The 22,702-nt window shown below is 65.1% G+C and carries 21 protein-coding genes; 8 read left to right on the top strand and 13 right to left on the bottom strand.

Translation table 11 applies throughout. From position 1 onward, the window contains the following. Positions 1 to 110: 110 nt before the first annotated feature. The 4 genes from OHB23_RS09050 to OHB23_RS09065 form a co-directional block, all read right to left on the bottom strand. Positions 111 to 920 (bottom strand): ABC transporter ATP-binding protein, encoded by an 810-nt coding sequence (locus OHB23_RS09050; protein WP_328811376.1) that lies wholly within the window; start codon positions 918 to 920, stop codon positions 111 to 113. 8 nt (positions 921 to 928) lie between these two features. Continuing rightward, positions 929 to 1,954: an ABC transporter substrate-binding protein gene (locus tag OHB23_RS09055; RefSeq protein WP_328811377.1), complete on the bottom strand. Its 1,026-nt coding sequence runs from the start codon at positions 1,952 to 1,954 to the stop codon at positions 929 to 931. 40 nt (positions 1,955 to 1,994) lie between these two features. After that, positions 1,995 to 2,864, bottom strand: coding sequence for an ABC transporter permease (locus tag OHB23_RS09060; protein WP_328811378.1), 870 nt, complete (start codon positions 2,862 to 2,864; stop codon positions 1,995 to 1,997). A gap of 116 nt (positions 2,865 to 2,980) precedes the next feature. After that, a complete protein-coding gene (locus OHB23_RS09065) occupies positions 2,981 to 4,012 on the bottom strand; it encodes a LacI family DNA-binding transcriptional regulator (protein WP_328811379.1) in 1,032 nt (343 codons plus the stop codon). Between the two features lie 214 nt (positions 4,013 to 4,226). Here OHB23_RS09065 and OHB23_RS09070 point away from each other — a divergent pair, with 214 nt between their 5' ends. Genes OHB23_RS09070 through OHB23_RS09080 form a run of 3 tightly spaced genes read left to right on the top strand, consistent with a single transcriptional unit; the run spans position 4,227 to position 7,374 of the window. Next, positions 4,227 to 5,384 (top strand): Gfo/Idh/MocA family protein, encoded by a 1,158-nt coding sequence (locus OHB23_RS09070; RefSeq protein WP_328811380.1) that lies wholly within the window; start codon positions 4,227 to 4,229, stop codon positions 5,382 to 5,384. Next, complete coding sequence (locus tag OHB23_RS09075) at positions 5,381 to 6,562, top strand: dihydrodipicolinate synthase family protein (RefSeq protein WP_328811381.1); 1,182 nt, start codon at positions 5,381 to 5,383, stop codon at positions 6,560 to 6,562. Before OHB23_RS09070 ends, OHB23_RS09075 begins: the two co-directional genes overlap by 4 nt. Further along, positions 6,559 to 7,374, top strand: a complete 816-nt coding sequence (locus tag OHB23_RS09080; protein WP_307091691.1) for a sugar phosphate isomerase/epimerase family protein — start codon at positions 6,559 to 6,561, stop codon at positions 7,372 to 7,374. Before OHB23_RS09075 ends, OHB23_RS09080 begins: the two co-directional genes overlap by 4 nt. Positions 7,375 to 7,655: 281 nt before the next feature. Here the strand turns inward: OHB23_RS09080 and OHB23_RS09085 are convergent, their stop codons facing one another. Further along, positions 7,656 to 7,835, bottom strand: a complete 180-nt coding sequence (locus tag OHB23_RS09085) for a DUF2834 domain-containing protein (RefSeq protein WP_328811613.1) — start codon at positions 7,833 to 7,835, stop codon at positions 7,656 to 7,658. A 179-nt stretch (positions 7,836 to 8,014) separates the two neighbouring features. Continuing rightward, positions 8,015 to 8,611 carry a TetR family transcriptional regulator gene (locus OHB23_RS09090; RefSeq protein WP_328811382.1) on the bottom strand — a complete coding sequence of 199 codons (597 nt, stop codon included), beginning with the start codon at positions 8,609 to 8,611 and terminating at the stop codon, positions 8,015 to 8,017. Positions 8,612 to 8,729: 118 nt separating this feature from the next. Between OHB23_RS09090 and OHB23_RS09095 the strand changes: the two genes are divergently transcribed. Both OHB23_RS09095 and OHB23_RS09100 read left to right on the top strand, forming a co-directional pair. After that, complete coding sequence (locus OHB23_RS09095) at positions 8,730 to 10,319, top strand: MFS transporter (protein WP_328811383.1); 1,590 nt, start codon at positions 8,730 to 8,732, stop codon at positions 10,317 to 10,319. A gap of 88 nt (positions 10,320 to 10,407) precedes the next feature. Continuing rightward, positions 10,408 to 10,716 (top strand): hypothetical protein, encoded by a 309-nt coding sequence (locus OHB23_RS09100; RefSeq protein ID WP_328811706.1) that lies wholly within the window; start codon positions 10,408 to 10,410, stop codon positions 10,714 to 10,716. 125 nt (positions 10,717 to 10,841) lie between these two features. Here OHB23_RS09100 and OHB23_RS09105 read toward each other — a convergent pair whose 3' ends face one another. Genes OHB23_RS09105 through OHB23_RS09115 form a run of 3 tightly spaced genes read right to left on the bottom strand, consistent with a single transcriptional unit; the run spans position 10,842 to position 14,126 of the window. Further along, positions 10,842 to 11,540 carry a hypothetical protein gene (locus OHB23_RS09105; RefSeq protein WP_328811384.1) on the bottom strand — a complete coding sequence of 233 codons (699 nt, stop codon included), beginning with the start codon at positions 11,538 to 11,540 and terminating at the stop codon, positions 10,842 to 10,844. Between the two features lie 6 nt (positions 11,541 to 11,546). Beyond that, positions 11,547 to 12,827 (bottom strand): competence/damage-inducible protein A, encoded by a 1,281-nt coding sequence (locus tag OHB23_RS09110; RefSeq protein WP_328811385.1) that lies wholly within the window; start codon positions 12,825 to 12,827, stop codon positions 11,547 to 11,549. 24 nt (positions 12,828 to 12,851) lie between these two features. Further along, positions 12,852 to 14,126, bottom strand: coding sequence for an MFS transporter (locus OHB23_RS09115; RefSeq protein ID WP_328811386.1), 1,275 nt, complete (start codon positions 14,124 to 14,126; stop codon positions 12,852 to 12,854). A gap of 671 nt (positions 14,127 to 14,797) precedes the next feature. Between OHB23_RS09115 and OHB23_RS09120 the strand changes: the two genes are divergently transcribed. Further along, entirely contained in the window at positions 14,798 to 16,333 is a 1,536-nt protein-coding gene (locus OHB23_RS09120) for a reverse transcriptase domain-containing protein (protein WP_328811387.1), read from the top strand. Positions 16,334 to 16,584: 251 nt separating this feature from the next. Here the strand turns inward: OHB23_RS09120 and hydA are convergent, their stop codons facing one another. Genes hydA through OHB23_RS09140 form a run of 4 tightly spaced genes read right to left on the bottom strand, consistent with a single transcriptional unit; the run spans position 16,585 to position 20,478 of the window. Continuing rightward, positions 16,585 to 17,982 (bottom strand): dihydropyrimidinase, encoded by a 1,398-nt coding sequence (gene hydA, locus OHB23_RS09125; RefSeq protein WP_328811388.1) that lies wholly within the window; start codon positions 17,980 to 17,982, stop codon positions 16,585 to 16,587. After that, positions 17,979 to 18,365 (bottom strand): allophanate hydrolase-related protein, encoded by a 387-nt coding sequence (locus OHB23_RS09130; protein ID WP_328811389.1) that lies wholly within the window; start codon positions 18,363 to 18,365, stop codon positions 17,979 to 17,981. Before OHB23_RS09130 ends, hydA begins: the two co-directional genes overlap by 4 nt. A 6-nt stretch (positions 18,366 to 18,371) precedes the next feature. Next, on the bottom strand, positions 18,372 to 19,526 hold the full coding sequence (locus tag OHB23_RS09135; RefSeq protein ID WP_328811390.1) for an NAD(P)/FAD-dependent oxidoreductase: 1,155 nt from the start codon (positions 19,524 to 19,526) through the stop codon (positions 18,372 to 18,374). Continuing rightward, positions 19,516 to 20,478, bottom strand: coding sequence for a dihydrodipicolinate synthase family protein (locus tag OHB23_RS09140; protein ID WP_328811391.1), 963 nt, complete (start codon positions 20,476 to 20,478; stop codon positions 19,516 to 19,518). The genes OHB23_RS09135 and OHB23_RS09140 overlap by 11 nt, the downstream gene beginning before the upstream one ends. Positions 20,479 to 20,647: 169 nt before the next feature. On the opposite strand from OHB23_RS09140, the gene OHB23_RS09145 reads away from it, so the two are divergent. Both OHB23_RS09145 and OHB23_RS09150 read left to right on the top strand, forming a co-directional pair. Beyond that, positions 20,648 to 21,661, top strand: a complete 1,014-nt coding sequence (locus tag OHB23_RS09145) for a LacI family DNA-binding transcriptional regulator (protein ID WP_328811392.1) — start codon at positions 20,648 to 20,650, stop codon at positions 21,659 to 21,661. A 170-nt stretch (positions 21,662 to 21,831) separates the two neighbouring features. After that, positions 21,832 to 22,692 carry an ABC transporter substrate-binding protein gene (locus tag OHB23_RS09150; protein WP_328811393.1) on the top strand — a complete coding sequence of 287 codons (861 nt, stop codon included), beginning with the start codon at positions 21,832 to 21,834 and terminating at the stop codon, positions 22,690 to 22,692. Positions 22,693 to 22,702 lie beyond the last annotated feature (10 nt).

Below are 22,702 nucleotides of genomic sequence, written 5' to 3' on the forward strand. Positions count from 1 at the left end.
CAGCTGGAGGCTCGTTCGCCGCCCTGCCACGACGTGGCGGCTACCGAGGGTGTCGATAGCGTGGGTAGCACCGTCCCGCACCCCGTCCTGGTCTGCGGCGGCTGAGACGCTCAATCTGCCCCCGTGGTAGCCCCCAGCAGATCCCTCACCGTGTTGGCCACGGAGATGAACTCCGGCTTCTCCATCGTCGCGCTGTACTCCCGGCGCGCCGGCAGGTCCACGTCGAGGATGTCCACGATCCGCCCCGGCCTCGGGCTCATGACGACGACGCGGTTGGCCAGGTAGACGGCCTCGGCGACGGAGTGGGTGACCAACATGACCGTCGTCCCGGTCTCCCGCCAGATGCGGTGCAGTTCGACGTTCATCTTTTCGCGAGTGAGTGCGTCGAGGGCGCCGAAGGGCTCGTCCATCAGCAGCACCTCGGGCTCATGCAGCAGCGCCCGGCACAGGGAGACGCGTTGCTGCATGCCGCCGGACAGCTCGTGGGGGAGTGCTCCCTCGAAGCCCGTCAGGCCCGTCATCTCGATGAGCTGATCGGCCTTTGCCGCGGCGGTTTTCTTGTTCATGCCGCGCATCTCGCCCTGGAGCAGGATGTTCTTGCGGACAGTGCGCCATTCCAGCAATGCGGCTCGCTGGAAGACGTAACCGATGTTGCGCTGCGGCCCCTTCACCTCGCGGCCGGCCAGTTCGACGGAGCCGCGGGAGGCGCCGGTCAGACCGGCGACGACCTTGAGCAGTGTGGACTTGCCGCAGCCCGACGGGCCGGCGATGGAGACGAACTCACCCTCGCCGACCTTGAGGTCGACGTCGGACAACGCGGTGACGTCGCCACGCTTGGACGAGAACTGGACGGTGAGGTTGTCGACCGAGACCGCGGTGTCGGTGACAGTGGTGGGCCGTTCGTGGGTGATGGCGCTCATGTCGTCGCTCATTCCTTGCTGGAGGTGAAGGAGGAGTCCCAGTACTTCGACGGCTCGGCTCCGACCTCGGTCAGCCCGGCGTCACCGAGGATGGAGATGGTGTTGGTCCAGTCCTCCTCTGCGTTGACGCCCGGTGCCTGGCCCTCGGTGTTGGCGGTGGTGAGCAGCGGAATGGTCTCCTCCCACTGCTGCAGCAGCACCGACTCCGGCGGGGTCTGCGGGTCCTTGCCCACCATGGCCTTGACGGCCTCTTCCGGGTTGGCGATGGCGGCTTCGAACGATTCGGTGGTGGCGTCGACCATGGCCTGCACCAGTTCCGGCGAGCTCTCGATGGTCGAAGTGTTGGCGATGAGGCCGTTGCTGAAGAAGTTCAGGCCCTCGTCGGAGTAGCGGAGATAGCGCATCTCGCGGCCCGACTTGTTCGCGATGTTCGGTCCCTGGTCGTGCGCGAAGCCGATGAGGCCGTCGACCTGACCGGACAGCATCGCGGCGATCTTGCCTGCGGAGTCGAGGCTCTGCTGCTGCACCTGGTCCTCGGGGACGCCGGCGCGGTCGAGGAAGATCGGGAACGTCGTGGTGGGCGCGTCACCGGCGGAGACGGCGATGGTCTTGCCGGCGAGGTCCGCGGTGGTCTGGATGGGACCGTCGGCGTAGACCTGGACAGCCGACGGCGTCGTCTGCAGGAAGACGCCCAGGCTCTTCACCTTCACGCCCTTGTCGATGTTCGACATGACGGCGGCGGAGTCGGCCCAGCCGAAGTCGGTCTGGTTCGAGCCGGCGGCTTGCGCGGTCTTGGTCGAGCCCTGGCCGGCGGTGATGGTGAGGTCGATGCCGTGCTTGGCGAAGATCCCCTCCTGCACGCCGTAGTAGAATGGTGCGTGCTCGCCGTAGGGGTACCAGTTGAGCATCAGCGACGTCGCGGTGGTCTCGCCGTCGGCGCCGGGGGCCTTCTCCGCACCGCCTCCGCCGCCGCCACATCCGGCGAGAGCGAGCGACGCGGCTACCGCAGCCACGAGGGCAGTCTTGAGCTTCATGGAAGTCTTCTTTCGAGGAGGTGTGGGTGAGGCAGCCGGGTCACACTGCGCCGACGGACGCGGTGGAGCGGCGCGATGCGTGCCAGGGGATGAGGAACTTCTCGGCGATCTCGATGACGAGGAACAGCAGGATGCCGAGCAGAGACATGATGATGAGTGCGGCGAACAGCATTGCGGTATCGATGTTTCCGTTTGCCTGGAGGATCACGTAGCCGAGTCCCTCGTTAGCGCCGACGAATTCACCGACCACCGCACCGGTCACGGCGAGCGTTGCCGCGATCTTGAGGCCGGACATCAGTTGTGGCAGCGAGGCGGGAAAGCGCACCTTGCAGAACGTCTTCCACTTGCTCGCGCCCATCGTGGACGTGAGTTCGAGGATCTCCGGGTCGACGGACCGCAGGCCCGCCATGCCGGCGATGACGATGGGGAAAAAGGCCATGAGGACGGCCACCAGAATCTTGGGGCTGGCGCCGAAGCCGAGCCACACGACGAACAGCGGTGCGATAGCGATCTTCGGGATGACCTGAGCGAACAGGATCAGCGGGTACATCGTCTTCTCGATCGACGACGAATAGATCATCACCACCGCGACGGCGATGCCGACCAGACCGGCGATGACGAAGCCCGCGATGGTCTCGTAGGTGGTCACCCAGGTGTGGCCGGCGAGGTAGGACGCGTTGTCCACCATCGTCGACCAGGTGTCGCCGGGGGACGGAAGGATGTAGGGCGCAACCAGTTCGGTGGTCGTGACCGCCCACCACGCGACGACGAGCGCAGCCACGAGAGCGATGGGCCGCCACAAGCCGGACCAGGTGTTGCGGAACGAGGGAAACCGTCGACGACGCGTCGGCGCGGGATGCGGTGCCGACGGTGCAGCGAGTGGGGCCTCGACCGACGTTGTTACCGCCATGAGGAGTCCTAAAGCTAGTAGTGGTGCGGGTCCGACTACTCCCGCTGGAATGCGCTTTCCGAAGCTGCGGCCGAATCTAATGTGATCGCGCCCACAGTGTCAAGGAAAACGGACAACTACCTGCTCAGGGCGCTGCTCGCGCGCAGGACGACCGTTCCCGGTGCGTACTCGTGCGCGTCAAGGGCGCGGTCGGACGGGTCGAGCGCGAGCTGCACGGCACGCTCGCCGATGTCGACGAGCGACAACGCGACCGTCGACAAACTCGGGACATGGTCTCGCAGGGTGGGGATGTCGTCGAAACCCGCGACACAGACATCGTCGGGAACGCTCAGGCCCAGCTCACGCCACGCGGCGATGGCTCCGATGGCCATGACGTCGGTGACGGCGAAGACGCACGGGGGAGTGCCGTGGCCGGGCGTCAGTTCCAAGGCTGCCGCGAGGCGTCGTGCTGCGCTGTATCCACCGTCGCGGGAGAAGTCGCCGGCCACCTCGATCTCCGGGGTGATGCCGTGACGGCAGAGTGCCTCGACGAATCCGTTGCGACGGTCCGCGGACGTCCGGATGTTGCCCGGGCCGCCGATGATGGCGAACCGCCGGTGGCCGTGCTCGTACAGTGCTTCGGCCAATGCTGCTGACGCAGAATAATTTTCGGGCTCCACAGCGGCGCCGAACGGCATGGGCTGCCCGATGACGACGACGCGACCCCCGTTGTCTCGATACGCCTCGAACTCGCGTTCCAGGGCGCGGTCGAGGTCGCCGCTCTGCCGCGATCCGGCCAGGATGATGGCGTCGGCACGATGGGAGATGAACGTGCTCACCGATTGCCGCTCGATGGCGAAGTCGCGCTCGGTGCTTGCGAGCAGCACGAGTTTGCCCGCGTCGCGTGCCTCGTTCTGCACACCGCGGACGATCGAAGAGAAGTACGGGTCGGCGACATCGTGCACGACGAGGCCGATCAGCCCCGTCGACGACCGCGCCAAGGCCTGGGCCTGGGCATTCGCGATGTAGCCGAGATCGGCTGCGGCGGCGCGTACTCGGTCGGCGACACCCTCGCCGGGCACCCTCGCCGAGCCGTTGAGCACCCGTGATGCCGTGGCCTGGGAGACGCCGGCCGCTGCTGCCACGTCACGCAATCGCACTGCCGCCATGCTCGACACCCCCACGAAATCGTTGCGGTCTGCCGGTGCCTGTTGACCGATCGACTTCGACAGCATAGCTTGGAAAGCGCATTCCGAAGCTGACTTGCCCCTCGACGCGTGCAGGACTTTCCGCCGCACCGTCTCCCGAGGCCCTCGCGCGCCTCGATCCTCTCGGTCGTGCACTCTTCAGACCTGGCTGCCGAGCAGTCAGAAAGGCCATTCGATGTCTCACCCCACCCGAACCCTGCGCATCGCCATGAACGGCGTCACCGGTCGCATGGGCTACCGTCAGCACCTTCTGCGTTCCATCCTCCCGATCCGCGACGCCGGCGGGTTGCTGCTCGCGGACGGTTCGCGCGTCCAGGTCGAGCCGGTGCTCGTCGGCCGTAACGAGGCCAAGCTGCAGGAACTCTGCGCCCAGCACGGCATCGCCGAATACACCACCGACGCACAGTCGGTCATCGACGATGCGTCGATCGACATCTACTTCGACGCTCAGGTGACCTCACGTCGCGCGGAGGCACTGTCCTCGGCGATGAAGGCCGGCAAGCACATCTTCACCGAGAAGCCCACGGCCGAGACGTTGACGCAGGCCATCGAGCTGGCGCGCATCGGGCAGAACGCGGGCGTCACGGCCGGCGTCGTCCACGACAAGCTCTACCTCCCCGGGCTGGTGAAGCTGAAGCGACTGGTCGACGAGGGCTTCTTCGGACGCATCCTCTCGCTGCGTGGCGAGTTCGGCTACTGGGTCTTCGAGGGCGACGGCCAGCCTGCACAGCGGCCCAGCTGGAACTACCGCGCCGAGGATGGCGGCGGCATCGTCGTGGACATGTTCTGCCACTGGAACTATGTGCTCGAGGGCATTCTCGGCAAGGTCGAGACCGTCACCGCCAAGGCCACCACCCACATCCCGACACGGTGGGACGAGCAGGGCAACGAGTACGCCGCCACCGCCGATGACGCGGCATACGGCATCTTCGAGATGCAGAACGGTGTTGTCGCGCAGATCAACTCGTCGTGGGCAGTACGCGTGTTCCGCGACGAGCTGGTCGAGTTCCAGGTGGACGGCACTCATGGCTCCGCGGTGGCGGGACTGCGTAACTGCGTCGCCCAGCACCGCTCACACACTCCCAAGCCGGTGTGGAATCCCGACCTGCCCGTCACCGAGCCCTTCCGCGACCAGTGGCTCGACGTCCCGGCCAACGCCGATCTGGACAACGGCTTCAAGTTGCAGTGGGAGGAGTTCCTGCGCGATGTCATCGCCGAGCGCCCCCACCGCTACGGCCTGCTGTCCGCCGCGCGCGGCGTGCAGCTGGCGGAGCTGGGCCTGCGTAGTTCCGCGGAGGGCCGCCGCATCGACGTGCCGGAGATCTCGCTGTGACCGCCGTCGACTCGCGCCTGACCATCGCACTGCCGGGCCACGGCTCGTATCAGCTGGGGGAGCCCGGTGAGTGGACGAAGCCCACCTCCCCGATCTCCTCGCGCATCGCTTACGCCGCGGCACATGTCATTCCGCGCGCGACGGGCGACAACACCCCCGGCGCACCGGCCGATATCGACTGGGACGCCACCCTCGCCTATCGACACGAGCTGTGGTCCTACGGGCTCGGAGTCGCCGATGCTATGGACACCGCCCAGCGCGGCATGGGGCTCGACTGGGCGGCTACCTCCGAGCTGATTAGACGATCCGGCGCAGAGGCTGCACGGGTCGGCGGCCTGCTTGCCTGCGGGGCCGGGACGGACCAGCTAGACCTGTCGATGCTGCCGTCGGGTCGGGAGGGTCTCGCCCGTGTCCTCGACGCCTACCGTGAGCAGATCGCCGTGGTGCGGGAGTCCGGCGCCAAGGTCATCATCATGGCCTCACGTGCGCTGGCGCGGGTGGCGTCGTCACCCGACGACTACCTGTCCGTCTACTCGACGTTGCTCGACGAAGTCGACGAGCCCGCCGTGTTGCATTGGTTGGGAACGATGTTCGACCCTGCACTCGAGGGCTACTGGGGCAGCGCGTCCGTGGATGAGGCGACCGCGACGTTCCGCGGACTGATCGAGACACACGCAGCGAAGGTCGACGGTGTGAAGGTGTCGCTACTGGACGCTTCACACGAGATCGCCCTCCGCGCAGCCCTGCCCGACGGAGTGCGCCTATACACCGGGGACGACTTCAACTACCCGGAGCTCATCATGGGCGACGGTGAGCACCACTCGGATGCGCTGCTCGGCATCTTCGCGGGCATCTACCCCGCGGCGTCCACGGCGTTGCAGGAGCTCGATCATGGCAACACGGCTCGGGCCGAGAAGATCCTGCGGTCGACGCAGGAACTGGGCCAGCACATCTTCGCGGCGCCCACCTACTACTACAAGACGGGCATCGCGTTCCTGTCGTGGTTGAACGGGAAGCAGCCCGGCTTCTCGATGGTCGGCGGGTTGGCGTCGGGCCGCAGTGTGGAGCATCTGACGCAGCTGTTCGTTCTGGCGGATCATGCTGGGCTGCTGGCAGACCCGGCGTTGGCCGTGCACCGGATGAGCGTGTATCTGGAGCTGAACGGGGTGTCGGCATGAGTCTCGAACGCCTGTCCCTCAACACCAAGACGGTGAACAACTGGACGCTGAAGGAGGCCGTCGAGGGTGCGGCGCGAGCAGGGCTCGGTGCTATCGGACCGTGGCGTGACCGCGTGCAGGAGGCCGGGGTGACGGAGTCGGCGAAAATGATCTCCGATGCCGGCCTGCGGGTGTCGACCCTCTGCCGCGGTGGATTTCTCACGGCCATCGACGACGACGGGCTCGACGACAACCGACGCGCGCTCGACGAGGCGGCCGAGTTGGGGGCTCCCGAGTTGGTGATGGTGATGGGCGGGATCCCGGATCGCGACCTCATCGGTGCGCGGGCACGGGTGTCCGAGAGGCTCGCCGAACTGGTGCCGTACGCATTGGAGCGAGGTGTGCGGATCGCGTTGGAGCCGTTGCACCCGATGTTCGTGGCCGATCGGGCGGTGATCTCGACGCTGGGTCAGGCGCTGGCAATGGCGGAGCCGCATCCGGTGGAAGCGGTGGGCGTCGTCGTCGACACGTTCCACGTGTGGTGGGACCCCGACCTCGAGGCGCAGATCAAGACGGCGGGAGAACGCGGACGCATCAGCTCGTACCAGGTGTGCGACTGGTTGGTGCCGATGGAAGCCGACCCCCTCCTGTCCCGCGGGATGATGGGTGATGGGGTGATCGACTTCGCGACCATCGGGCGGTGGGTCGAGGAGGCCGGCTACCGCGGTGACGTGGAGGTGGAAATCTTCAACGCGGCTGTCTGGGCGGCGGATGGGGATCAGGTGATCGGGACGATGGTGGAGAGGTACCGGGATCTCGTGGCGATGGGGTGAACGTGGTTGTGCAGCAGGGAGTCGACCACCCGTCACTGCCTGCTCTCGTGCGGAGTCGCGGGCGCGCGACGGGGACAACCTGCAGCAGCTTGTCCAGTCGGATGTAGTCGTCGGGGTTGGTTATGTACGGCGGCAACCCCGCGGCAAGGGCGGTCGAGGCGATCATCAGGCACCCGTCGGTGCAGTCGTCGACACGCGGGTCGTTGGTGTCATCTGTCGAGAACGAGTCTCTACGCGGAATGCTGTGCAGCGGGGGCACGTCTTCCCGCGCGGGAACCCCGTCAGGTCGCCAGTCGGAACGCCCGAGCCCGTGCAGCGAGGAAGAAGGGTATCGCGGTGCCGATCCCCACGGTAACGGTCATGAATAGCGTTGCCCACCAACATCGGCGGATTCCGAGTCGACCCGACTCCGGCAGCGCCCACGCGTGGAACGCTACGACGACGAGAATCAGATCGACCATCGCGAGCTTGCCGGGCACCGTCGACTAGATCTTGCCGACGAAGAAGTCTGCCACCGAACGAGTGCCGCGCTCTCGGACGTAGGGATCGCGATGGCGTTCTGGGCGATACCGGCCACTGCGGCAATAGCTATCAGGCGGCGTATATCGGTCGCGGTCATGGGGCTGTTTCGATCGGGTGATCATCGTTCTACCCGCGGCTCCGCCAATCTCCTGACCGCCTCGCCGACGACGAGACGATGTCGCGCGATCTCGTCGTCGTCCCACCGCCGATGGGCTCGCTGGTCGAGGTCCGGTGTGGTGAACCAGCTGAACAGCACACCGAAAATCAACGTCATCAGATCGGTTGCACTCCAATGGGAGTCGACGTATCCGTCGCGCTGAGCCTGCTCGACCTCGCGAACACGCTCACTCATCACCTCGGCGTGTTCGCTCGCGGGGAGTTGGCCCTGCAACTGTGCCCAGAGCAGCATCCGGTGCTCGTCTTTCTCACTCGCGAGGCGGGTGAAGGCATCCATGGAGTACCCGGGTAGATCGCGTGGGGTGAAGTGCACGGACTCGACGAACCGCCGGAAACCGTGGTCCAGTACCGCGTCGAACAGCCGCTCCTTGCCGCCGTAGTACGCGTACAGGCGCTCTTTGCTGGAGCGAGACGCCAGTGCGATCCGGTCGACGCGAGCGCCGGCAAGGCCGTGCTCGGCGAACTCGCGGCGTGCGGCATCGAGGATTCGTTCACGCGTGTCAGAGGCGGCGGGGGAGATGGGGGTGTCCGACTTCACACGCCGAATCCTACGCCAACCAACTAGTTCGTTTGACCGTGTCGGACCGCGACGGTACATTTTCGAATCGTCGAACAGACATTCCACCGCTTACCTTTCCCAGGACCGAGGCACGCCCGTGACCAGCACGCCCGACATCGTGTCGTCAGAGAACGACGCCAATCCGAACTACGAGCGTCGTTGGCTCGTGCTGTGCATCGTCGCCATCACTCAGCTGACGATCGTGCTGGACGCGACCATCGTCAACATCGCTCTGCCGCAGGCGCAGGAAGACCTGGGCATCAGCGACAGCAGCCGCGCGTGGGTCATCACCGCCTACGCGCTCGCGTTCGGTGCGTTGCTGCTGCTCGGTGGCCGCATCGCCGACTACTGGGGCCGCAAGCGGTCCTTCCTCGTCGGCATGGCGGGATTCGCGATCGCCTCGGCCATCGGTGGCCTGGCGCAGGAGGGCTATCAGCTCTTCATCGCCCGCGCCGGACAGGGCGTCTTCGCCGCCCTGCTCGCCCCCGCTGCGCTTGCCATCCTGACCACCACGTTCACCGACGAGAAGGAACGAGCCAAGGCGTTCGGTGTCTTCGGTGCCATCGCCGGTGGCGGCGCTGCCGTAGGCCTGCTGCTCGGCGGCGTGCTCACCGAGTACGCCAACTGGCGCTGGTGCCTGTTGGTCAATGTTCCCGTCGCGATCTTCGCGGCCGCCGCCGCTATCCCTTTGGTCAAGGAGAGCAAGGCTGAGGGCGACACGCGGTACGACGTTCCCGGCGCGATTCTGGTCGCCCTTGGGCTCGGCTCACTCGTCTACGGGTTCACCGAGGCTGAAGACGGCTGGTCCAACGTCTCAACCCTCAGCTTCATCGCGCTGGGCATCGTTCTACTGGCCGCGTTCGTCGTCGTCGAGTCCCGGTCTGCCAATCCGCTTCTGCCGCTGGGCGTTCTGCTGGATCGAGACCGTGGGTCCGCCTACCTCGGTTCGGCCATCATCGGCGCCGCCCTTCTCGGTGGCACCTTGTACCTGACCTTCTACTTCCAGATCGTGCTCGGATTCAGCCCCGTCGTCGCCGGAGTCGCCTCGCTCCCCATGACCGGCGGCATCATGATCACCGCCGCCGCAGCGTCCGCATTGATGCCTCGCGTGGGACCGAAGCCGTTGATGGCTGCCGGCCCCGTCATCTCGGCCATCGGTCTGGTCCTGCTCACTCAGATCGGCGTCGACACCTCGTACTGGACGCACGTGCTTCCCGGAGTGATGCTCCTCGGGCTAGGGCTGGGTCTGCTCATGGTGCCGATGCAGAACGTGGCCCTCATCGGGGTCGCCGATCACGACGCCGGCGCTGCTAGCGCACTCGTCAACGCGGCCTTGCAGATCGGTGGCGCCTTGGGAACCGCCGTCTTCACCACGATCTACACGTCCGCCAAGTCGTCCTACCTGTCGTCGAACGTAGCGCCCGTGCCACCCGCCGGAGTGCCCCCGGAGGCCCTGGCGTCGCAGACCCTGCCGTCCGATTCCCAGCTCGCTGCCCTGCCGGAACCGATCCGCAACTTCATCAACTCCACGATCGACTACATGTTCTCCGCGGAGGTCTCCGGATACGCGCACGCGTTCGCGGCAGCGGCGATCATGGTCATCCTGATAACGCCGATCGTGCTGGTGTTGGTTCGTGCCCGCAAGACCGACCTGCCGGCCGGCGACACCCCGGTTCACATGGGCTGACTCGAGCCGTTCCTACTGTCGAGGTACGACCGCTGTTCGCGGCGCATAGAAGCCGCGCACGGCGTGATGACGCCGGTTAGGGTGCTGCGTGCGCACTCTCGTTCCGTGGGGCGCCCTTGCGGGCGTCGTGATCGGCTTGGTTTTCCTGGGTGTCGAAGGCTTCGCACTTTATCGTGATCAGAGCGAGGTGATCTACGACGGCGCCTACGCGCCGTTGCGTGGCGTCGAGATGACGAAGAGCTACTCGACCACCCTGACGCTCGATCACGCCGGCTCTGGATGGTGGAACGCGCTTCCGGTTCCCTGGTGGAGTTATCCGGTGATCGGAGGAGCAGCCGGGGCCGTGGCGTCCGCTGCGGCTGGGTGGCGGGGACTGCGCATCACAGGACGTGGATGACGGTCGCCGTAGCGACAGGATCTCGCGACAACCACGTTTCCCCCTCTGAGAACTCCTCTAACGGAGCCTGGCTCCGCGCACCTGTTCGAACCACGTGACCCCGAGCGCGATGTGATCGCAGGACGTCATGCCTGCCCGGGTAGCTCGTCCGCGAAGTCGAACGAACACCCGAGCCGATCGGCCGCCTCCACTCCACCGGCATCACGCACCCACGCGACGCACGCGCCGGCCGCGAGGGCTAGATCGCGGCTGAACAGGTACCCGTCGGTGCAGTCGTCGAAGTGCGCGTCGTGGTGCCATCGGTCGAGAACCAGTTCCTGCACGGAATGGTCCGCGAACCGGAGCGTGTGCAGAATGCGGCGCGACCGGCGCACCATCACCACCCCGTCGTTGAGGCGGTGCAGCTGCGCGGTGATGAGCTCGATGTCGTCGAGCTCATCGTTTGGGATGTCCGTGTTGGGTCCGAGATCGATGACGAGCCCGGCGGGTTCGTCCTGAATCGACTCGACGAGCCACGCGGTCATAGCGTCCCACTGGTCGACCTCGAGCAGGATGCCCGTCGGCGTTTCGAGACTGATCAGCAAAGCTGCGGCATCGATGACGGCGGCCCACACTTGTGTCGGCCCGTCGTCGTGAAAGAACACCCGACCGGTGTCGTCGATCAGAGCCCGGTGCCGGGTGAACTCAGAGGTGTCGGGAGTGCCGTCGACATGGTGGGTGTGGATGGACCAGCCGCGCATGTCCTCGTCGGTGACCACGACATAGCGCGTGAGGAGGTCGTCCGAGGCGAACTGCCAGCGGGGGAGTGCCGGAGTGGTGTCCATCGACGCTCAGGCGTCGCCCAGTGCGTCCGCGAGCATGTGCATCGCGACGGTGACCGAGAGCGCCCGGACACTCGCACGATCACCGGGTAGCCGCAGCGTCCGCGTGACGGTCGGTCGGCCCGTGACAGCGATGCCGAAACACACCGTGCCGACGGGCTTGCTCTCCGTGCCACCACCCGGCCCCGCGACACCGCTGGTCGAGACGGCGACATCGGCGCCGACGCGATGCAGTGCTCCTTCGGCCATGCGGGCTGCCACAGGTTCGCTGACGGCGCCGTGCTCCTCGATCATGGCGGCTGGGACGTCGAGGGAACCGATCTTCACCTCGTTGGCGTACGACACCACGCCGCCGACCACGTAGGCCGACGAGCCCGCCCGATCGGTGAGCCGTGCGGCGATCATGCCGCCGGTGCATGATTCCGCCGTCGCGATGCGGCGGCCACCGGATCGAGTCGCCACGATGTCGTCGATGGTGGATCCGTTGGTCGAGAAGATCTGCGCGCCATGGTGTTTCTCGATGAGTGCCAGCACGTCGGCGTACGCGGCGGCCGCGGACTCCTCGTAGCGGGTGACCATCTCGAGTTCGCCGCGCGACAGGCAGGTGGTGATCGCCAGATCGCCGAACCCAGTTATCGAACTCTCTGCGGTGCGCAAGGTCGCGGCGAGGTCGGCCTCGGACAATCCGTAGGCCCGGATGGTGTCCTCGGTGACCGACGTCCTCCGCGCGAGCACTGCGGCGACGGGTGCACTCTCGATCGCGTCCGGCCACATCGACTGCAGTTCAGAGGGCGGGCCAGGAAGGATGAGGACCGTGGGGAGGGTGCCCGAGTCATCGGACATCGCCACGCCCGGTGCCGTGCCCGTCGGCGAGATGGACTGCGCCCCGGCGGGAACCATCGCCTGCTTGCGTACGCCGGCTCGCAGTGGTTCGGAGTCGGCGACGCTGCCGAGCCGACTGCGCCAGCGTTCGACGATGGCCGTGATGCGGCCTTCGAGTTGGACGTCGAGGTGCAGCTTCCGGCCGTACAGCGCGGCGACGGTCTCGACGGTGAGGTCGTCCGCAGTCGGGCCGAGACCTCCGGTGGTGATGATGAGGTCGACGTGCTGGTCGGCGAGGAACTGGACCTGTGCCGTCAGATCGGCCGGCCGGTCACCGCACACCGTCAGGTGGGCGACGTCGACTCCCATCTGCAGGAGTTCCCGAGCCACCCAGGGACCGTTGCGGTCGCTGACCCGCCCGGCCAGAACTTCGCTACCCGTGACCACCACACCCGCGCGCACTGCCATGGTTCGACACTACGGCGGCCGCGGTCAGGTCTGATCGGGGGCCACGACGCCCGACTCGCCCAACTGCACGGGCCCGATGCCTCTCTTCAGCGCCCAGAGCAGGAGCGCGCATCCCAGCCCGGACAGGACGAGGCCCGTCCCGAACATGGCGGCGTAACCGAAGGCCTGGCCCACCGCGCCCGCCGCGAGTCCGGCGATGCCCTGGGAGAAGACGACGGCACACGCGAGCAGGGTGTAATCGGTTCCCGCGTAGACACGTTCGGAGGCATCCATCATGAGGGCGAACAGCACGACAGTCGCGGCGCCGCCGAAGACGTGCTCGCTGACGCTGGCAGTCACCACGAGGGCAATCCCGCCGATGTCGAGTGCCGCGGCGACGTAGAAGCCGAGCGCCAGGGTTTGCGTGATGCCGGCGACGAGCAGGGCACGTCGTCGGCCGAAGCGCGTCGCGTACCAAGCACCCAGTACGGCACCGGCGAGCGCGGAGCCCGAGGCGACTCCGCCTTCGAGAAGCGCGATCTGTCCGAGGGAGAGCCCGACGTCGGAGAGGAACGGTCCGACGAGGGCCGACCCCATCGAGTTGCCGAACTTGTAGGCGGCGATCAGGCCGATGAAGGCCAGGACACCCGGTCGGCGCAGGCGAACCCACCACGTCCCGGCGAGGCGGACGGCGGTCGTCGACTCCGCGGGTCGCACATCCGCCCTGTCGAGTTGAGTCCGGAGCAGGAGGACCGGGATCGTGGACGCCACGATCAACGCGGCCATCGCGACGAACAGTGCTCGCCATCCCGCGAACGAGAACAACCACAGCAGAACGCCGCCGCCGACGATCATGCCGATGCGGTACGCCCCGAGTTGGATCCCGTTGCCCACGCCTCGGTCGCGTGCGTCGAGTAGCCGGACGGCGAGACCGTCTGTGACGACGTCCTGCGTCGCGGACAGAACGTTCACGACGGCGATGCCGACGAACAGCCACTGCAGGCCGGACGTGAGGTCGAGGCAGGCCAGTACCAACGCAACCGCTGCCGCGCCGAGTTGGAGCGAGAGCAGCCACCGTCGTCGACTCCCGTACCTGTCGACATAGGGCGCCCAGAGGAACTTCAGGGCCCACGGCGCGAACAGCACTCCGCTCGCGCTGATCGCGACCAGGGAGTAGCCGGACCGCCGCAACACCACGGGCAGTGCCTGGGTGAAGAAGCCGAAGGGCAACCCCTGCGCGAAGTAGAGGGCGCCGAGCAAGGCGAACGTGCCTCCGACGATGCCGGAACGGGGGACGCGTGCTCTGTCGGTCGTCGACACGGTGGAAGTCTGGCGTATCCGTCGACGTCCCGCTTCTTAAGCGGACCGTAGCCGTGGTGGGTCTCACCAGCCCCCACCTCTCGACCGTCTCTGCGGCACAAGCCGCCACGCGATGCGGGGCGAAAGAAGGCGGGCGGTGATATCAACGATGAGTAACGCCAACGTAAGTCAACTAGCAGCAATGTCTCACGGGCTGGGCGGATAATAATTTTATCTATTCGAGAATTAGCAACATTGGACTCGGTGGGGGCGCCGACTACCCGGCCTACCTGATGTAGCAGGTCCATTCGTTGCCAACTGAAGCCGACCCACTCTTGTTCCGTATATTCGAAACAAGGCGGGATGGTCGCCTTCGGTGCCAACGGACCGCGATCGTGCGAGACATCTGAGAAGAGACGAGGACTTGAGCCTGCTCACTGGGCCGTCAACGGGGTGGTCGGCTGCTAGGCCTTAGACAGTTTATCGGGCGCTAGCCAACTTCTCGTGTAACCTGCAGGGTAGGTCTCAAATAGGGACTAGGCCCCAGACCTATTCGTGGTGCTGTTCTGGCCACAAGCTGTAACGAGCGGTTCGCTGCGAGGCGAGTCGCTGTGTGGTGCATAGTTTGCCCGGTCTGAAGCCGTACAAGGGATCTGGGCTCGCAGAGCTCAGATCCCTTGTATCCTTGCTGGATGTGGGGAGATCTGGAATCTGAACTTGAGGCCGCGTCGAAGCGTAGAATATCCAAGCACGAGCGCTACGCGCGCTGGATCTCGGACGAGAACAAACGAAGACAGCGTCGAAGCGCTGCGCCCGTGAACGCCCTCAAGGTTGGCACCCCTGACTACTGGTCGCTCGATCCGCGCCATGACCCGTACCATGTGCGTGCGAGACGGAAATCGATCGCTCATTCGATGAGTAAGTCTATGCGTGAAGGTACGTATAAGCCTGATAGGCCGGCGGGATACAAGATTGAGAAGGTCGGCGGCGGCGAGCGGCTAGTGAGTGCATTCACAATTCCGGATGAAGTAATCTCTCGACGAGTTTTTGCCTCTCTAATGTCAAAGAATGCTGCCAAGTTGAGTGCCCGAGCCTACGCGTATCGGCGTGATCTGAGCCCGCACGACGCCATCGATTACATTTCGACAGAATTTATGCAAAGTAAACGACTATTCGTTGCCGAGTTCGATTTTAGCAAGTTTTTTGATACCGTTACACACGATCATATAAACAAAACTCTGCGTGATCTCAAAATTCGGATGACCGATCTAGAACGAAAAATTATCGATGAGTTCCTGCGTTGCCCGCCCGCGTACACAAATGCCGAAGAAAAGTTGGAGGCCGTTGGGGCCAGAAAAGTAGGTTTCGCGCAGGGTACGTCGTTAAGCCTGTTCCTAGCGAATATAGCGGTGGCGCCTTTGGACCGAGCGCTAGAAAAAATGGGGGTGAGTTTCGTGCGGTACGCCGATGACACGTTAATTTGGAGCAAAGACTATTCGCAATTGTGCTCAGCAGTGGACCGACTGCATGCGGAATCGAAGTTCATTGGTTCGGACATAAACGAAGCGAAGAGCGAAGGCATCAGGCTTCTAGTGCCGGAGGGTCAAAGCAATGCCGAGATGGAAAGAACTTCATCGGTGGTGTTCCTTGGTCACAAAATATCGCAAGGATCTGTGCGAATGAAGGCGACGGCTATCGAAAAAATCCAAACTCGAGTCAATCACCTGCTATATACCAACTTGTTGATGGAACCAATTGGGGGGAGTCAGGAGCTAGGTCGGATCGGGGATTTGGACTCCGACTATATTACGTATTTATGGCAATTGCGTCGGTACTTGTATGGGAATTTGTCAGAGAACGATCTGTCCAAGTATATGAAGCACTCAGTTGCAACTATAAAGTTCAAGGGCGCAATGTCGTACTTCCCGTTGGTGACGCATCAAGGAGACCTTGAGTCGCTTGATTCTTGGATTGCTACTAGAACATGGCTAGCGTTGCGCAAACGAGCATCGATGCTAAAGCCTCTAGTTACTTCATGCCCCGATATGTGGGATCTAGGGCGCGATTCACTTGTCGCGTATGAGTACTATTCCACATCGGCGGGCGAAGCCATTGATCTTCGACTGCCTAGCGTGCGAAGGATTAGCAAGGTTATCGAGAAGGCCGTTCAAACGCATGGAATTTCCATTATGGGACCAAAGGGCAAGGTGTACAATTATATTTCATGAAAAGTATTTAGCGATTGGGTCAAAGTAATTTGACCCGTAAACATCCCATCCTGGTGTCAAATATAACAACACGCTACCGTGAGGCAGGCGAGGCCTCATTCAGTAAACCGGCGATTGTGCTCGTTCGGCAATGCAGGTAGGGCGACATGTCGAGTTATCGCTTTGTACCGATATTGAGGCGATAGAGTCAGAATTGAGATGTTTGTGCATTACCGGTTGAGCCAGACTTTGTCTCGCCGGCCAGCAGCAGGTCAGTCGACGACTCGACGTCTACCGCCCTCGAAGTCGAGCGGGGCAGCCTGCAGATGCCGACCCCTCGGCGTCCCGTCGACCAGCTCCCCGTCCCAGACGATGATGGTTCCTCCGACGAGCACAGTGACGGGCTTCCCTCGAAGAGTCATCCCCTGATAAGGCGTGTAATCCGTGGCCATATGGAGCGCGTCGACGTCGACGGTCCATTCGACTTCCGGATCCCATAGTGCGATGTCCGCGTCGGCGCCGGGCATCAGCGTCCCCTTGCGAGGGAAGAGTCCGTTGGTCTTGGCGGGATTCGTCGATGTGAGCTCGACGAACCTGCTGGCGGTCAGGTTCGAGTCACGCACGTAGCGCGAGAAGATGACCGGCAGCCTGGTCTCCACTCCCGGTAGCCCGTTGGGCATGTGGCGGACATCGTGGCTGTGGACCTCCTTCTGCGCTGTGTCGTAGCAGCAGTGGTCGGATCCGATCGTGGTGATGTGGCCGGTGAACAGGTGCTGCCCCAGTTCCTCGACTGCGTCGGCCGACCTGAGCGGTGGGCAGCACACGAACCGTTCGGGGTTCTCGCCGCCGTAGGCGCTGTCGTCCAGGGTCAGGTGGTGCGCGACCGACTCCGTGAAGGCGACGAGCCCGCGTGTGCGCGCATCCGCCACCAGCTCGACTGCCGCCGCCGTGGACTGGTGCACGAAGTAGACGGGCGCGTCCTGAGACTCCGCGATCGCCAGAATGGCAGCAACGGCTGCCGTCTCGGCGATCTCGGGTCGCGTCATCGACATGTGGGCCGCGTCGATGCCCGCGGTGGCGGCCGCCGTCGTCTGCGAATCGGTGACGATGGCGTCCGACTCGCAGTGGATGATGACCATTCCACCCAGATCGCGAGTGGTCTGCATGGTCTTGAGAATGGTGTGCTCGTTCGCCATGGTCTCGCCGGCGTAGGTCGTGAACATCTTCACGGTGCGAATGCCGTCCTGCGCCATAGTGGCCAGCTGGTCCGCGGTCGTGTCGTCCCAGTCGACGACGCACGCGTGCAGGGCCGAGTCGCACAGGCCGTCGGTTGCCTTCTGCCGCTGCTGCTCCGCGGCATCGAGCGGAGACTGACCGGGCCGGGGGATCGCGAAATCGACGATCGTCGTGGTGCCGCCGAACACGGCCGCCGTCGTGCACTCGCGGTACGAGTCCAGCGACGTGAACTCGCCCGACGTGAAACCGACGTGGCAATGCGGGTCGACGCCTCCGGGCATCACCAGCATCCCGCTGGCGTCGACGACCTCCGCTGCTGGGTCTACCTCGGCGCCGGGAGTGAGAACGGCGACGACCGTGCCGTCGTCGATCAGGAGATCGGCCGGCCCGTGCCAGTTCGACTCGACGAGGGTTCCTCCTCTGATCACCTTCATCGCAGCGTCGCCCGGTATGCGAGCCACCCGCCGAGCTCACTGATGTCGGTGACATCGGAGCGGTCGAGCGCCTCACGTCGCATGCGCATCGAGAGGGATCCACCCCCGTCGGCGAGCTCGATGACGCCGAGTTCCAGCTCCTCGGGTTCGCGAGGAAGGAGTTCTTCTCGGAGAACGTCGTACTCCACCTCGTACAGCTCACCGGGTACGGCGTGGCCACCGGCGGACACGGGGTGCAGCCCGGGGAATTCGTCTCGGACGGAGAAGAACTGGTACCTCGGTGCGGTGACTGCCGGGCCGAGCAGTCGCGCCCGGTGAAGGGCGTCGTTGAGCGTTCCTCCGGACATCGCCTGTCCGTTGACGAACATCGTGACCAGTGCCATGGGTGCCTACCTTCCGTGTTGCGCGAACGAGGTGAGTCGAGCCGGTGAGAATTCGCTGACGTCGATGTCCGGCACTCGTCCGTGCACCATCGAGGTGAGGAGTTGCGCCCAGAGCGGCGCGAACGTGAACGAGTAGGTGCCGCCGGCGACGTAGAACCCCGGTGCGCCGTCGACGGCACCGATGACCGGCATCTCGTCAGGCGTCGTCAGTACGGGGCCGGTCCACGTGTCGACGAGGGGGAGCGCCGCGAGGGAGGGGAGCAGTCGCTCGACCTGTGCGAGATTTCCGGTGGTGCTCTCGGGCAGGGACGATGCAGCGTCCGTGTCGTGGAACGCGCCGGCCGGCCACCCACCGCCGAGCACGAGGCGACCCCGCCTGTCCTGCTTGATCGACACGCCTTCCCCGACGTGCTGCACGAGGACGTCGAGGGTGTGCGGGGGTGCGGCGAGTGCGTGCATCTGCAAGGACGTCGGCCGAAGGTCCAACGAGATGCCGACCATCGACGCGATGCCGGCCATCCACGGACCGGCGACGTCGATCACGGTGGGTGCGACCCACGTGGCGTCGGGAGTGGTCACCGTCCACAGGTCGCCGACTCGTTCCACACCCGTGACGGGAAAGTGTGACCGCAGGACGGCACCCTCGGCCTCCGCCTGACGCAGTGTCGCGGGCCCTGCGAGGTCAGGTTCCGCGAATCCGTCGAGGGGACACCAGGTCGCGGCCTCGATGCTGGGTCCCAGAGCCGGCAGCGCCCGGCGTGCCTCGGATCCGGTCAGCACCTCCGTGGGAATTCCCACCGTGCGTTCCCAGTCGTGTTTGGTCTCGAGTGCCTGTACATGGTCGTCCGTCTCGGCGACCATGTATCCACCGCAGCGGTTGAGGCCGAGACCGGGAACGCTGTCGGCAAGGTCGTTCCACAGCGAGCTGGTGCGGTGCTGCAGCGGGAGGAGACGTCGGACGTCCACGGCCGCACCCTGGCCGGGACGTCGAGTGTGAATCGTCTGGATGTGGAGGTTGCCCGCGGTTGTCCCGGAGCCACCGGTGTTGGGTGCAGATCGGTCGAGCACGACGACGCGAGCGCCGGACCTCGTTAGTGACAGGGCGGTCGCAGCGCCGACGATGCCGGCTCCGACGACGACCACGTCGAAGTCAGACTGCACTGCCCACTCCTGCCGTCCGGGATGCCTCGGCAATTCCGGAGTCCTCGACGATCCGCGCCAGGTGGTCCAGCGTCGTCGGGTCCGTCACGGGCAACAGCGGTTCGCGCACGCTGCCGCCGGGCTGTCCGAGCACGTTCATGACGGCCTTGAGCTGAGGAATCGGAGAGGCGTACACGCCGCTGTAGTCGGGATTGATCAGACGTCCCGACAGCGCGCGGTACTTGTCGGCCCAGGACCGCGCGGCGGCCGCGTCGCGCGCAGCGACGGCACGGTAGAACGGCACGGCGAAGGGTGCGCCTACCCCGCCGCCGTCGATGTTCCCGTCGCCACCCAGATCCAGCAACGCTGCGAGTCCGCGGTGGTGAAGGAAACTGCCGAAGACTCGGACCGTGTCGGCCACCGCCTCGACGGTGTCGAGCATGGAGAGCCAGTTGCCGGTGCTGTCCTTGACGGCCACCACGTTGTCGAGCGCTGCGAGCTCGGTGAACAGGCCGGGGAGAGTGCCCATGTCGACAGCGACGCCACGCGGCCAGTTGTAGACCATGAACGGCAATGCCGTTGCGGTGCTGACGGATCGGTAGAAGGCGAGCAGTTCGTCCTTCGACGGATGAACGTAGGGCGGAGGTGTGGCCAGCACGCCGTCGGCGCCTGACGACTCGGCATGCCGCGCGAGTGCTGCGGAGTCGCGTGCGGTGTAGGCGCTGACGCCGATGACGACGGGAAAGCGTCCGCGCACCGCGTCGATGGCGACCTCGGCGACGGTGCGCCGCTCGGAGTCACTCTGGCTGAACCACTCGCCGGTGCTGCCGTTGACGAGAACGCCGTCGACCTCGTGGTCGGCGTACAGGTTCATGAGGGAGGCCAGGGCATCCGTGTCGACCGCGCCGCCGGCGGTGAACGGGGTGGGTGCTGCGGGCCAGTAGCCGGACCAGGCGACGTCATCGCGGTTCATGAATACCTTTCGTGCGGCGTGGAAGCCGGACTGGGTCGATTCGATGGGATCGATTGCATAGACTGCCGTCGGTGAAGACACATCGTCAAGCCGGAAACGCACTTGTAACGAGCGAGGCTCGGCGTGGGAGAGTCTGTGCACGATCGGCGACGAGGGGAGAGGAGGGTCGATGACGGTCACTCTGGCTGACGTGGCTGCTGCCGCGGGAGTCTCGCGCAGCACGGCGTCCCGGGCGTTGAGCGGGTCGACGCTGATCTCGGCCGATACCCGACGGACCGTCGAGGAGGCGGCCCGAACGCTGGGGTACCGGCCCAACAGGGCCGCGAGTGCGCTGCGCTCCAACAAGTCGCATCTGGTCGGTCTCGTGATGAACAACCTGCTCAACGCGACGTTTCACACCGTGGCCGAGGTCGTCCACAAGAGATGCTCCGACAACGGCTTTCAGGTTCTGTTGTGCATCACCGATGCGGACCCGGCCCGCGAGCGAGACGTGCTCGCGATGCTCGGAGACCACGGAGTCGATGGGACCATTGTCATCGGGAGTGGTCGCAGCGCAGTCGAATCCAATGCTCTGCTGGCCCAGGGCCGGGCCGTGGTGAACGTGATCAGGTCGGTTCGAGGGAGCGCCGCACCCACCGTCCTCGCCGACGACTTGGACGGTGCACGCGATGCGACCGCGCATCTCCTCGACCTCGGTCACCGACGCATCGGCTACATCGGCGGTCTCGAAGACGCCACCTCCGGCCGGGAGCGGTTCGAGGGCTACCGCTCGGCACTGGCGGACCACGGCATCGAGGTCGACCCGTCGCTGATCCGGAAAGGGCCGTTCACCACGGAATTCGGTGTCGCAGCGGTCGATTCGCTGCTCGACGAACCGTCCGGCATGACTGCGCTCTATGCCGCGAACCACGAGGCCGTGTTCGGGATTCTGCCGACACTCGTCGGACGAGGGGTGTCGGTGCCCAGCGACCTGTCGCTGATCTGCCACGAGGACATGCCGTGGCTCTCGTTGTGGCACCCGGCCGTGACCGTCGTCGACAACGGTGCCTCACAGCTCGCCAACGTCGCGATGGATCTGCTGTTTCAGCAGATGAGCGAGCCGTCGAAGCCGGACGGCCGCACGTACCGGATCGGCGCCCGATTGGTCGAGCGCGCGTCGTGTGCGCCCGTCACGAACTCGTGATTCACGAGGGCCGACGTTAACTTTCGTTGAAACACGTGTCGTCCGTGTTAACCACGTTGACGTGTTCGCAGGAATTCTGCGATGGTTCATGCAATCGATCCCATCGAGGTCGACCATCCCCGATCCAGACAGTCGCTGCAGACCGCAGTCGACACCGAAAGGTCTCTCCTATGCGCACGCTCATCGGAATTGCCGCTGCCGGCGTCCTGACCCTCGGCCTCGTCGGGTGCGGCTCCTCGTCGGAGCAGGATGCCGCGCCGACGGACTGCACGCCGACTCTCGGCGCAGCCGATCTCGCCGAGGAGGGCTCGCTGACCATGGCCACGAATGCCACCCTCCCGCCCATGCAGTACGTCGACGCCGACGGAGAGGTGATCGGCATGCGGGTCGACCTGGGCAAGGAGATCGCCAAGCGACTCTGCCTGACGCCGAAGTTCGTCAACATCGAGTTCGAGGCCCAGATCCCCGGTGTGCAGAGTGGTCGGTGGGACATGATCGACACCGGCATGTTCTACACACCCGAGCGGGCCGAAACCATCGATCTGGTGCCGTACGAGGTTCAGGCCGTGTCGATCTCGGTTCCGTCGGGCAATCCCGAGGGCATCAGCACGGTCGACGACCTTGCCGGCAAGACGGTCGGCGTGGAAGCGCCGGGATACGAGTTCGACACTCTGACGGCGCTGTCCGAGCAGTTCGCGACGGAGGGCAAGGCGCCGCTGACCGTGCAGACGTTCAAAACGAATGCCGATGCCTACCAGGCGCTCTCGGCAGGACAGCTCGACGGAACGTCGATCGTCGAGTCGGTCACCTCGTTCTACCAGGAGGACGGTCGCTTCGAGACCGCCATCGGCGGCATCAACGAGGCGCCCCTCGCCATGGGCTTCGCGAAGGGCAGCAAGTCCGCCGGTGAGGTCGCTCGCGTCCTGTCCGAAATGCGCGACGACGGCTACCTGCCGGACCTGTTCGAGCAGTACGACGTCAGCGGGTACGCGGGTGACATCGCCGTCAGCACCGGCCCGCTCGAGAGCTGAGAGGCTCCGA

The sequence above is a fragment of the Rhodococcus sp. NBC_00294 genome, assembly GCF_036163995.1.
Lineage (GTDB): Bacteria > Actinomycetota > Actinomycetes > Mycobacteriales > Mycobacteriaceae > Rhodococcoides.